The sequence below is a fragment of the Oxalicibacterium flavum genome (genome assembly GCF_014635065.1).
Classification (GTDB): domain Bacteria; phylum Pseudomonadota; class Gammaproteobacteria; order Burkholderiales; family Burkholderiaceae_D; genus Oxalicibacterium; species Oxalicibacterium flavum.
The window spans coordinates 407,229-419,855 of the sequence record NZ_BMCG01000001.1 but is presented as its reverse complement, the minus strand read 5'-3'; the positions used below and the strand labels follow the sequence as shown (position 1 = coordinate 419,855).

The 12,627-nt window shown below is 61.8% G+C and carries 9 protein-coding genes; 5 read left to right on the top strand and 4 right to left on the bottom strand.

Annotated elements, in window-relative coordinates:
- Positions 1-109: 109 nt before the first annotated feature.
- Positions 110-1,645, bottom strand: coding sequence for a collagen-like triple helix repeat-containing protein (locus IEV38_RS01920; protein ID WP_229728501.1), 1,536 nt, complete (start codon positions 1,643-1,645; stop codon positions 110-112).
- Positions 1,646-2,017: 372 nt separating this feature from the next.
- On the opposite strand from IEV38_RS01920, the gene IEV38_RS01915 reads away from it, so the two are divergent.
- From IEV38_RS01915 to ggt, 5 genes are all read left to right on the top strand, one after another.
- Positions 2,018-2,683: a CoA pyrophosphatase gene (locus IEV38_RS01915; RefSeq protein WP_188394472.1), complete on the top strand. Its 666-nt coding sequence runs from the start codon at positions 2,018-2,020 to the stop codon at positions 2,681-2,683.
- Positions 2,684-2,773: 90 nt separating this feature from the next.
- Positions 2,774-3,733, top strand: a complete 960-nt coding sequence (locus IEV38_RS01910) for a CobD/CbiB family protein (RefSeq protein WP_188394471.1) — start codon at positions 2,774-2,776, stop codon at positions 3,731-3,733.
- A 253-nt stretch (positions 3,734-3,986) separates the two neighbouring features.
- Positions 3,987-6,836, top strand: coding sequence for a bifunctional diguanylate cyclase/phosphodiesterase (locus IEV38_RS01905; RefSeq protein ID WP_229728572.1), 2,850 nt, complete (start codon positions 3,987-3,989; stop codon positions 6,834-6,836).
- Positions 6,837-6,907: 71 nt separating this feature from the next.
- Positions 6,908-8,344 carry a D-alanyl-D-alanine carboxypeptidase/D-alanyl-D-alanine endopeptidase gene (dacB, locus tag IEV38_RS01900; RefSeq protein ID WP_188394469.1) on the top strand — a complete coding sequence of 479 codons (1,437 nt, stop codon included), beginning with the start codon at positions 6,908-6,910 and terminating at the stop codon, positions 8,342-8,344.
- Between the two features lie 502 nt (positions 8,345-8,846).
- On the top strand, positions 8,847-10,448 hold the full coding sequence (gene ggt / locus IEV38_RS01895; protein ID WP_371869829.1) for a gamma-glutamyltransferase: 1,602 nt from the start codon (positions 8,847-8,849) through the stop codon (positions 10,446-10,448).
- Positions 10,449-10,585: 137 nt separating this feature from the next.
- Here ggt and IEV38_RS01890 read toward each other — a convergent pair whose 3' ends face one another.
- Genes IEV38_RS01890 through IEV38_RS01880 form a run of 3 tightly spaced genes read right to left on the bottom strand, consistent with a single transcriptional unit; the run spans position 10,586 to position 12,525 of the window.
- Positions 10,586-11,086: a TPM domain-containing protein gene (locus tag IEV38_RS01890; RefSeq protein ID WP_188394468.1), complete on the bottom strand. Its 501-nt coding sequence runs from the start codon at positions 11,084-11,086 to the stop codon at positions 10,586-10,588.
- The gene (locus IEV38_RS01885) at positions 11,086-11,907 is read right to left on the bottom strand and encodes a TPM domain-containing protein (protein WP_229728568.1); all 822 of its coding nucleotides are present in this window, start codon (positions 11,905-11,907) and stop codon (positions 11,086-11,088) included. Before IEV38_RS01885 ends, IEV38_RS01890 begins: the two co-directional genes overlap by 1 nt.
- A gap of 24 nt (positions 11,908-11,931) precedes the next feature.
- Entirely contained in the window at positions 11,932-12,525 is a 594-nt protein-coding gene (locus IEV38_RS01880) for a LemA family protein (protein WP_188394466.1), read from the bottom strand.
- Positions 12,526-12,627: the final 102 nt, after the last annotated feature.

Genomic DNA, 12,627 nt, shown 5'->3' with positions numbered 1-12,627 from the left:
ACATTGCAGTGGAAATTTGTTTAGATTATTTAACAATTTTGGCGCTTATCCGACATTCCAAGAAAAACGGGTCCTGACGAATCAGGTCCCGTTTCTGAAGTGCAAGGAGTCAGTTTTTCTTGGCGCCGAGCAGGCCGCCCAAGAGATTGCCTACCGGGTTGGTGCCGGTCTGGGTCGTGGTATTGGCCGGTTGCGCGGTGGATACGCCGACCAGTGCCTGAACGGTAACGGTCACTGGCGCCAACAGGCCGCCGGTGTTGCCGCCGACAGTACCGTTTACCGCGCCGGTCACGCCGTTCACAAGATTGGTCACCGGGGCGAGCACGCCATTGCCACCGTTGCCGCCATTGCCGTTCCCGAGGGCGCCTGTCAGTCCGCCTACGACGCCAGTCACGGGAGCGAGCGGACCGCTGCCGTTGCCGGTCAGGCCGCTGACCAGTCCGGTTACCGGAGCCAGGGGGCCGCCGGTATTACCGCCACCGATGGCACCGGTCAGGCCGCCCACCAGATTCGTCACGGGTGCCAGCGGGCCCGTGCCATTACCGCCGTTGCCGGTCAGACCGCCTACCAGGCCGGTTACCGGAGCGAGCGGGCCGGCGGCGCCATTGCCACCGCCGAGGATGCCGGTGACCGGTGCCAGCAGGGCGCCGAGTCCGTTATTGGCGCCGGTGCCATCGCCACCGTGCACAAGCGTTCCGAGTGTGGCTACCATGTTTCCGGTAGAGGTAACCAGGCCGCCGGCATCGCCGAGGACCGGCGTACCGCTTGCGCTCAGGTTGTCGCCAAGGCCAGCCACGCTATTGCCCACGCGTGTCAGCAAGCCGTTGACTGGTTGACCGAGACCAGTGGCGCCGCCGACCTGTTGGGTCAGCGTGGTGACCGTGCTGGTCAGCGGGACGATGGTATTGCTCAGCTTTTGCGTGATCCGCTCGACATGCGTGGATTCGATGACGGCGGGCAGTTTCTCCGACAGGCCCACCACCGTTTCGCCAACCTGGCTGACAAGACCGCCGACGGGCGCGGTGACAGGCTGCAGTACGCTCAACTGGCCGGTGCCGAGATTTGACACAAGCTGGCCTGCGCTCTGGACGGTCACGCCGGTTTGAGCAATGACGTCGTCGGTGATTGCCACCGTGGTGCCGACGGGATTGTCGATGACGCCCATCTGACCCAGACCGGAGCTGACGCCATCGCCGAGCGTTGAGACGATGCCCCCTGCTTCTACCACTACATTGGAAAGGTCGTCCTGTGCTTGCGCCGGCACCACGGGAAGATTGAGGTCGCCTACGGTTTCGCCGATTTGAGAAACGGTGTTGCCGGTAGCGGAAATGATGTTGCCCAGGCCATCGACGTGCTGGCCGGTGGTGGTGGCTGGGACCGTGGGAGTGCCTCCGCCATCGCCATCTCCGCCGCCGTTATTGCCTCCGTTGTTGCCACCATTATTTCCACCATTGTTGCCGCCGTTGTTCCCACCGTTATTGCCACCGTTATTGCCTCCACCGCCGTCAACATTGCCGTTTCCGCCGCCGTCGTTTCCGCCGCCTCCGGCCAGGCTGCCCGAACCGCTACCGCTGGCGCATCCGACAAGCGAGAGTGCTGCAAGCAAAAGCAGGGTGCTGGAAAGTTTCTTGCTCGTGATGTTCATCTCGATTCTCCTCGTTCAGTTCAAAAAGCGGGAATGCTTGCTTACCCTATGGCAAGCCGTGTGCCATCTTTCTGAAAGGCTTGAAATGACACGGAGGAGGAAAAAATTATTGATTGAAATCAATGGCCTATGATCATTTTTGCGAGTGGTCTGATACGAATTGCCAAGATCGGATACGATCATGAAAGTGTTACTTGTAACGTTACACAGGGAACAAAATGTTTCGTTTTTCTTCTGAAAGTGTGTCTTGCTGTCGAGGAATAGCGGCCGTGCGGATCAAGCTGAAATACGCGGTTGTCGCGGATGTGTGCCTTGTCGCTTGTCTGTAAAGTGTGGTGTTGATCCTTTCCTTGTTTATCCGAAAGAACTGTCGTGGCCAGATTGCATTTCGACCCTGAGGCTTTACCGATCGATTCGCTGGGCGGGGAAGCGCCTGTGGAGCCAGACCGGCTGGAGGCGAATGCATTGCGCCGTCGTTTCCAGCATCCTCCGTTGTGGACGCCCGAGATCACGGCCGAGCGTCTGGTGCGCCCGATGGCGGGACCATTGACGGAGGCTGCTGTACTGGTGCCGGTGGTATTGCGCGAGCAGGGGCCCACGCTCCTGTTCACGCTGCGGACTGCGCATCTGAACGATCACGCCGGGCAGATCAGTTTTCCCGGCGGCCGCATGGAGCGGCACGATGTCTCGCCGATCGATACGGCACTGCGCGAGACGGAGGAAGAGGTGGGGCTGGCGCGTCGGCATGTCGATGTGCTCGGCAGCCTGCCTGAATATCACACGGGCACGGGCTTTCGCGTGACGCCGGTGGTGGGCATCATCGAGCCGCCGTTCGACGTGACGCCGGCGCCGTTCGAGGTGGCGGAGATTTTCGAAGTGCCGCTTTCGTTCCTGATGAACGGCATGCATCACCAGCGCCGTACTGCGGAATTCCAGACCGGTCGCCGCACCTTCTATGTGATGCCGTACGAACGTTTTTTCATATGGGGCGCGACTGCCGGCATGCTGCGCAATCTGTTCCATTTTCTGAGGGCGTGAGACGGGATTTGCCGTCGATGCCGATTTGATTCCCGTCTTGCCCTGCGCTATCGTATGGCCTGACCGATTTCCGCGTGAGCAGGGCAACCCATGACATTTTTTTCCATTCTTTTTGCGCTGCTGATCGAACAATTGAAACCGCTGCGTGCGGACAATCCTGTCTATGCGGGTGCGCGTGCACTGGCGGCGCAGATCGAGCGATCCTTCAATGCGGGGCAGGCGCATCAGGGACGGCTCGCATGGCTTTTGATGATTCTGGCGTTCACGGTGCCGGTGGCGTTGCTGTACTGGATCGCCATCAAGATCGGCATCCTCGCCGTCCTGATCCTGAACGTGCTGGTGGTCTATCTGACCCTCGGATTTCGTCATTACAGTCATTTCTTCACCTCGATCCAGCTTGCGCTCAATAACGGCGACGAGGCCACCGCGCGTTCGCTGCTCGGCGAATGGACGCGGCGCGACACGGCCGGCATGGATGCCAGCGAGGTGGCGCGCATCGCGGTGGAAACGGCCCTGATCACCACGCACCGCAATGTGTTCGGCGTGTTCTTCTGGATGCTGACGCCGCTGGGACCGATCGGCGCGGTGATGTATCGCGTGGCCGAATACCTGGCGCGCATCTGGAACGAACCGGGCGCGACCGCCGAGCGCGAGGCGTTTGGACGCTTTGCCTCCAAGGCCTTTTACTGGATCGACTGGATCCCGGTACGGCTGACCGCGGCGGCATTCGCGGTGGTCGGCAATTTCGAGGACGCGATCTATGCGTGGCGCAATTTCGCCGCACGCTGGCAGGACGAGGCCATCGGCATCATCCTGTCCTCCGGCGGCGGCGCCATGGGCATACGGCTGGGCGCACCGGCGGAAGTGGCGGCCGACATCATCCCGTCCGATGCCGGGATCGTCGATTCCATCAATATCGAAACCGAGGCGCCACTGGGCGAAGAGGCCTCCGTGCGTGCCCTGCAGAGCACGGTGGGACTGGTCTGGCGCGCGCTTCTGCTCTGGATGTTCCTGGTTCTGCTGTTGTCCATCGCGAGCTGGCTGGGGTAGGAATCGCCGGCTTTTCCGTCCCATGAAAGGAACTTCACGAAGGCAATTGTTGTTTTTGTGTCGTCTTTAGTTTCCGCATGGAAACTGTTTTCCTTATCAAAGCGCCTTAAATAAGTTACCCTACGGCAACAAAATCGCCAATGCACCATCGTGATTGCAGGTGGTGCGTATCGTTTCTTCTTCCATCCTTCATGGTGTAAGCCGCCGGTCCAAGGTCATTCAACTGATGCGTTGCAGACATTCCCCCGTGTCGATGGCAGCCGTGCTGACGCTGCTGATCGGCTTGCTGATCAGCGCGATCCTGTTCACATCGTTGCGTCGGCTTGCGCACGACAACGTGGATATCGAGTTCCAGCAGCGTGCCCAGGCGAATGTCGGCGCGATCCAGAGCGGGCTCGAGAATTCGATGCATGTGCTGGCGAACATCAATCAGATGTTCTCGACCTTTGGCGAGGTCAGCCGCCAGCAGTTCCGGGAATTTGCCACGCCGCTGCTGGCCCGCAATGCGCATATCCAGGCCATCGCATACCGCCGCTTCATCGCGGGAGAGGAGCGGCCGGCCTATGAGGCCCGCATGCGCTCCATCTTTCCGGATTTCGCCATTACGGAGCGCCAGGAAGGAAAGCTGGTGCCGGCCGCCGAGCGTGACCAGTATTACGTCGTCGACTACATCGAACCGCTGGAACCCAACCGCTCCGCGCTGGGTTTCGACGTTGCCTCCCATCCCATGCAGAACGAAACCATGCAGCGCGCGGTCGAGACGGGCCAGCCGGCTGCGACCGGTCTGCTGCGGCTGGTACAGGACGAAGGCGACCGACGCGGGTTCATCGTATCGATGCCGGTCTATCGGCCTGGTGCATCGCTGCATGATGCGGCTTCCCGCCACGCGGCCAGGATCGGCGATACGGCAGCGGTATTTCGCGGCAATGCGATGATCCGTGAGTCGCTGGCGCTGGCAGCCGACGACGAGGCGGTTGTCGGCAATGACGGCGTGTCGAATGTCGATATCAGCGTCTATGCGGCACCGGAACCGGACACGCAGGTGCTGGTGTTCGGCGGCGGCAGCCTGCCTGCCGTGCCGGAGCCGATCCTGGGGCTGCCCACATGGTTGTTTTACGACCAGCCCGCGATATATGAACGGACTTTCGATGTGGCCGGGCAGACGTGGAGCATCGTCGTCTCCACGCCGGCCCGTTTCTTCGTCTCGCGCGACAGCAACGCCTTGTGGGCATTGCTGGCCGGCGTTCTGTTCAGCCTGGGAGCGGCGACGTATCTGCAGACCATCGTCACGCGTTCGCATCGCATCCAGATGCTGGTGAACGAGCGCACGATGCAGCTGCGTTCCGTCAATCAGGACCTGATCGACGACATTGCCGCGCGTCGTCATGCAGAGCAGGCCTTGCAACTGCGCGAGCGCGCGATCGAGGCCAGCGCCAACGCCATTGTCATCACCAGTGCCGAAGGTCCGGATTACGGTATCGAGTACGTCAACCCGGCATTCGAACGCATCACCGGTTACGCAGAAGCCGAAGTGATCGGACGGAACATCGGTTTCCTGTGGGGGCATGACCATGCCCAGCCCGGCATCGAGGAGATTCGCGCCTGTGCAGGCGAACAGCGTGAAGGACATGCGATGCTGCGTACCTATCGCAAGGACGGCATGCTGTTCTGGAGCGACATGTACATTGCGCCGGTGCGCGACGATCACGGCCAGGTCAGTCACTATGTGATCGCGCAATATGACATCACCGCAACCAAACGCTACGAGTCGGAACTCGAGTTCCAGACCAATCGCGATGCCCTGACCGGTCTTGCCAACCGCACGTTGCTGCGTGACCGGCTGGGCCAGGCGATTTCCTATGCCTGCCGATACGATCATCCGATCTGGGTGCTGTTCGTCGATCTGGACCGCTTCAAGTTCGTCAACGATACGCTCGGCCATCAGGCAGGCGACGCGTTGCTGAAAGCGGTGGCGATGCGCATGAACGATTCGGTGCGCGATACCGACACCATTTCGCGCATGAGCGGCGACGAGTTCGTGATCGTGCTGCCCGAGCGTACCGATGCCGGGCTGACCACCGGCATTGTCAGGCGCATCATGGATGCGATCGTGCAGCCGATGACGATCGAGGGACATGAGTTTTTCATCAGTTGCAGTGTCGGCGTGGCCGTCTATCCGGCTGACGGCGACACGCCGGAGGCACTGATCAAGCATGCCGACATTGCGATGTATCGCGCCAAGGAGCTGGGACGCAACAACTTCCAGTTCTACACCTCGGAAATGAACGAGCGCGCGCTCGAAAGGCTGCGGCTGGAGGGCGATCTGCGGCTTGCGCTGGAGCGCAACGAGTTTCAGCTCTATTACCAGCCGCAGGTGGATCTGAACACGCGCGAGATCGTGGGTGTCGAAGCGCTGATCCGATGGCAGCATCCAGAGCTCGGCATGGTGCCGCCGGTGCGCTTCATCAGCCTAGCCGAGGAAACCGGCCTGATCGTCCCGATCGGCAACTGGGTGATCGCCGAGGCGTGCCGCCAGACCCGATTGTGGCTGGATGCGGGCTTCGGTCCCTTGCGTACCGCCGTCAATCTGTCTGCAAGGCAGTTTGCGCAGGAAGACCTCGCGCAATCGATTGCCACGGCGCTGGAGCGCAGCGGCCTGCCGAGCGCGAGCCTGGAGATCGAGTTGACCGAAAGCCTGGTCATGGCGGATGTTGACCATGCGATCGGCATCCTGCGCGAAATGAAGACGCTGGGCGTGCAGCTTTCGATCGACGACTTCGGCACCGGCTACTCCAGCCTCAGCTATCTCAAGCGTTTTCCCATCGATGTGCTGAAGATCGATCGTTCATTCGTCAATGACATCACGATCGATCCGGACGACGCGGCCATCGTCAGCTCCATCATTTCTCTTGCGCACAGCCTGCGCTTGCAGGTCATCGCCGAAGGCGTGGAAACCGCCGAACAGCTCAGCTATCTGCGCCAGCATGGCTGCGATCACATGCAGGGATATTTCTTCAGCCGGCCGCTGACCGCAGATGCCATGACCCAGATGCTGCGCGACGGCGTGCGCCTGACTCTGGCGGAGGACGATCTGCCTGTCTAGGTGCGAACAGGCGGCTGCGCCGACTGCATGTCACATGCAATAATCGTGTCTGTTCACACTCCCAGACAGACATGCGCCTCTCCAGATTCTTTCCCGCAGCCAATATCTTTTTTCCTCTGATGCTCGGGCTTGCGCCAGCTGCATTGCCGGCAGCCGAAGCTCTGCCTCCTCCGGTGGCCGACGCGCTGGTGCGCAACGCCATTCCCATGCAATCGGTCGGTGTCTATGTGCAGCAGGTTGACGGCCCATTGCCCTTGATGGCGTGGAATGCGGAAGCCGGCTTCAATCCCGCTTCGACCATGAAACTGGTCACCACCGACGCCGCGCTCGAGATGCTGGGGCCGGCCTTTACCTGGAAGACACGTGCCTACACGCGCGGCACGCTCAACGGCGACGTGCTACAGGGAGACCTGATCATCAGGGGCGAGGGCGATCCCAAGCTGGTGACCGAGAAGTTCTGGCAGTTTCTGCGACAGATCCGCGCGGCCGGCATACGCGAGATACAGGGCAACCTGATTCTCGATCGCAGCATCTATCGCGCAGAAGCGCACGATGCCGGCGCTTTCGATGCCGAACCGTTCAAGCCCTACAACGTCGGTCCCGATGCGCTGCTGCTCAACTACAACGTGCTGACCATGCGCTTCCGGCCGGACGCGGCACAGCGCACCGTCTCGCTGCAGTTCGATCCGCCGGTCGCATGGTCGCCGGCCCAGGTGCGCACGCCCCTGTTGTCGAACGGTGCATGCGGCGACTGGCAAAGCGCATTGCGCCCGCAGTTCGGTGCACAGGGACTGTGGTTCGAGGGCAGCTATCCCGCGTCCTGTGGCGAGCGCGGCTGGTACGTGCATCCCTATACGATGCCCGCCACCGATTATTTCGGTCTGGTGTTCCGCCAACTGTGGATGGAGATCGGCGGCACGTTCAGCGGCACAGTGCTCGATGGCGTGACGCCCGCCGATGCGCAGCAGATCGCGGAATGGCAATCGCCGCCGCTGCCCGAGATCGTGCGCGACATCAACAAGTTCAGCAATAACGTCATGGCGCGTCACCTGCTGTTGACGATCGCCGCTCAGCACGGCGACGTGCCGGCCACCCCGCAGTTCGGTGCCAACCTGTTGCGCGCGTGGCTGAGCCGCAAGGGCATCGATACCCAGCGCTTCGTGGTCGAGAACGGTTCTGGCCTGTCGCGCATCGAGCAGATCACGCCGGCCACCATGGGACGCATGCTGGTGGCGGCTTACCAGTCGCCGATGATGCCCGAGTTCATTTCGTCGATGCCGGTGGTCGGGCTCGACGGCACCATGCGGCGCCGGCTCGTCAATGACGACGTCGCCGGCCGCGCGCACATCAAGACCGGTTCGCTCGACGGCGTGCGTGCGGTGGCTGGCTACGTGCAGGCATTGTCGGGCAAGCGCTATGCGGTAGTCTGCATCATCAACGACACGCATGCGGAACAGGGCCGCGCGGCGCAGGATGCACTGCTGCGCTGGGTCCATGACAACGGTTGACGGTCGCTGAAGGCCGGTTGATGTCCGCTTGCCTTGCCGGTCATCCCCTTTGCGGATGATGCCGAAAAAGCAGTGGGGCGATGTGCAATGAAAGGGGCCGCAATGCGGTCCTTTTTCATTGGTCGAAGCCTTTTCGACAGCAGTTTGTTCGGCCGAAAGCCGGATAGGTTGCGCGTCAGTGGCCGTCCAAATGAGTTGTCTTCACGACTGTTACTTCCTCCCCAAATTTTTCTTTTCAATTCGCATATTTCGATGGTATCTTTTCTTTGCGCTATCTGACATGTCAGTAACGTGTTATTTATAAAAGAATAAAAATCGAAGATTCCAAGCGGTCATCATCAACATCAAAAGGAGAGACATGATGCGACATACCTTCCGCCACGCCCGGCTTGCCGGCGCCATCCTGCTGGGGCTCGCGTATTCCAGCGCCGGCGCATTCGAAACCACGGGCAAATACTGCGACACGCCCTCGCGTTGCCTGAATCCGGCCGCGACCCAGGGCATGGTCACGACGTCCAACTATCTGGCCACGCAGGCCGGTCTCAAGGTGCTGCGCGATGGCGGCAACGCCATCGATGCCGCCATCGCGGCGGCCGCCACGCTCTCGGTCGTCTATCCGCAGATGACGACCATCGGCGGCGACAACTTCTGGCTCATCTACAACGCCAAGACCGGCGACATGCGCGCCCTCAACGCCAGCGGCCGCGCCGGCGAAAAGGCGACCATCGATTTCTACAAGCAGAAGGGCTTGAGCAAGATTCCGTCGCGCGGCTACCTGTCGGCCAACACGGTGCCGGGCGCGATCTCGGGCTGGGACGAAGCCTATCGCTACGGCCAGCAATCCATGGGCGGCAAGGTCGGCTGGTCGCAATTGCTGGACAGCGCGATCGGTTATGCCCAGGACGGTTTCGCGGTCACGCCCTCGCTGGCGAAATGGAGCAAGATCAACGTCGATCCGGCCGATCAGGAATTTCGCAACCTGCAGCGCTTCGACGGTTTCCGTCAGACCTATCTGAAACCGGACGGTGGTGCCTACCAGGTCGGCGAGGTGCTGCGTCAGCCGGCGCTCGCATCAACCTTGCGCACGATCGCCAAGGATGGCGCCAAAGCCTTCTATGACGGCCCGATCGCGCAGAAGATCGTCGACGACCTGCAGCGCAACGGCGGCGTGCTGACGCGCAAGGATTTCGCCACGCACAAGGCGAACTGGGTGACGCCGCTGAAGGTGCCGTACCGCGATACGGTGGCCTACAACCTGCCGCCGAATACGCAGGGCATGGCCGCGCTGGAAATCCTCAACGTGCTGAACAACTTCGACGTCAAGAAGCTCGGCGAGGGCACGGCGGATTATTACCACCTGATCATCGAGGCGACCAAGGAAGCCTTTGCCGATCGCGACCGTTACCTGTCCGATCCGGACTTCGTGCAGATCCCGGTCGATTTCCTGCTGTCGCGCCAGCATGGTGTCGATCAGGCCAAGCGCATCCGCATGGAGACCGCTGCCACAGCCGTCAAGCCGCTCGATCCCAAGGGTGACACGATCTGGCTCGGTGTGGTCGACAAGGACGGCAACGCGGTCTCGCTGATCCAGAGCGTCTATCACGACTTCGGTTCGGCCATCGTGCCTGAGGGTACCGGTGTGCTGTTGCAGAACCGCGGCAGTTTCTTCTCGCTGGACAAGAGCCACATCAACCACCTCGAACCGGGCAAGCGCACCTTCCACACGCTGAATCCGGCGATGCTGACCAAGAACGGCAAACCGCTGCTGGTCTATGGCACGATGGGCGGCGAAGGGCAGCCGCAAACACAGGCAGCGATCGTGACGCGCGTGGTGGATTTCGGCATGACGCCGCAGGATGCGATCAACGGTCCGCGCTGGCTGCATGGCCGCACCTGGGGCGCCGCATCCAACGACCTGAAGATCGAGGGACGCACGCCATCGGCAGTGACGGATGAACTGAAGAAGCGCGGTCATCCGATCAATGTGGTGGACGACTACACCGACACCATGGGACATGCCGGTGCGATCTGGATCGATCCGGCTTCCGGTGTGCGTTACGGCGCTACCGATCCGCGTGGTGACGGTACTGCAGCAGGCTATTGATCGAAACGGGAAAACAGAAAAAGCCGGCAGTCCTTCGACTGCCGGCTTTTTTCATGCATGGTTCGCATGCAGAACGTACTCCGCTTGCAGGCTGCGGATTCAGGTGACGGGAAGACGCTTTTGCACGCGGCAACGTGCTACAGCAGGATCGGTTTGTTCGACAGCTGATCCGGCTGCGGATCGCCTTCCGGCAGGCAGGCCTGCAGCAGGTCGTTGAGCTGGCGCAGGCCTGCGATCACGCCGTCGCGATAGTCGCCGCGCGCGAAGCCTTCGGTCATGGCGCGGCATACCGATTGCCACTGCTGTTCGGAGATCAGCCGCGTAACGCCGCGATCGGCAACGATCTCGACCTGGTGGTCGGCAAGGTCGATGTAGATCAGGATGCCGCTGTTTTCCTCGGTATCCCAGATGCGGTACTGCGAGAACAGTTCGTGCGCGCGGTCGCGCGCGCCGATGCCGGCCACGATGTCGGAGAACGACAGCCCGGCCTCCACGATCAGGCGGATCTCGGCGCGATGCCTGGCCTCGCCGGCTTCGATGGCGTGCTGGATGGCGCGCAGCGCTTCGCATGGAAACGCCTTGCGGCCGCTGAAGCGGGTGCTCGTCAGGTGGCGCAGCGCGCGTGAAAACTTGTTCATCACCAGTTCCCCGATGCGCCGCCGCCGTTGAAGCCGCCACCGCCGCCCGAGAAACCGCCGCCTCCGCCAAAACCGCCTCCACCGCCGAAGCCGCCGCCCCAGCCGCCGCGCGAGGACGAACGCCGTCCGATCTCGTTGCCGATCGCGGTGCCGAGGATCACGCCGGCCGAGTTGCCCCAGTCGCTATTGCTGTGGCGCGGCCGTCCGCCGCGGCTGCGCGCGAGCGTGATGACGATCAGGAACAGGAAGAACAGGAAGGGTGCCCAGTCGAACACGTCGGCGCCCTGCGCCTGGTTGTTGCGGCGCGTCGGCTCGGGAAAGACTTCGCCGTCGAGCAGGCTGGTGATGACGGAGACGCCGGATGCAAGTCCGCCATAGAAATCGCCCTGGCGGAAGTGCGGCGCGATCACGTCCTGCAGGATGCGCTTGGATTGCGCATCGGTCAGCACGCCCTGCGTGCCGAGGCCGGTCTCGATGCGCAGGCGGCCGGAGGCGGCCGAGTTGTCGCGCGCGACCAGCAGCAGCACGCCGTCGTCCACGCCCTTGCGACCGAGCTTCCACGCATCGGCCACGCGGATGCTGTACTGCTCGATGGTTTCCGGCTCGGTGCTCTTGATCAGCAGGATCGCGATCTGGTTGCCGGTGCGCTGTTCGTATTCGGCCAGCACGTTCTCGAGCGCGTTGCGCTGCTCGGCTTGCAGCATGCCGATCTGGTCGGTCACGCGCGCCTCGAGCTTGGGAACCGGCACGAAGTCCTGCGCGCGCGCCAGCAGTGACGCGCATAGCAGGAACAGCACGAACAGGACGCGCAAAGGCTTCATGGGCATGGCGTAGTTATCCGCTGATTACTTGTTGAAATCGACGGCCGGCGGAGTCGAAATGGCTTTCTCGTTTTCCACCGTGAACGACGGCTTGACCGGGTAGCCGAACACTTTCGCCGTCAGGTTGGTCGGGAAGCTGCGCGCCAGCACGTTGTAGTCCTGCACGGCCGCAATATAGCGCTGACGCGCGACGGCGATGCGGTTCTCGGTGCCCTCGAGCTGCGACTGCAGGTCGCGGAAGGAGGTGTCGGCCTTCAGTTGCGGATAGTTTTCCGAGATCGCCATCAGACGCGACAGCGCCGACGACAGCTCGCCCTGCACCTGCTGGAATTTGCTGAACGCCTGCGGATCGTTCAGCACCTCGGGTGTGATCTGGAAGCTGGTGGCGGCGGCGCGCGCCTTGGTCACGGCTTCCAGCGTTTCGCGTTCGTGCGAGGCATAGCCCTTGACGGTGTTGACCAGGTTCGGAATCAGGTCGGCACGGCGCTGGTACTGGTTGACGACCTCGCCCCAGGCAGCCTTGGTGGCTTCGTCCTTGACCTGGAAATCGTTGTAGCCGCAGGCGCTGAGCAGGCTTGCGAAGAGGGCGATGCCCAGCCATTTGGTCAGTTTCTTCATGATTGTTTATCCCTGGAAAGGTCGAGAGTGCAAGGTAGGTGGTGGCGCGTTGCGCGTTCTCAATAGTAGCCCATTTGATATCGAAAGTGGCTGACAGCAGGC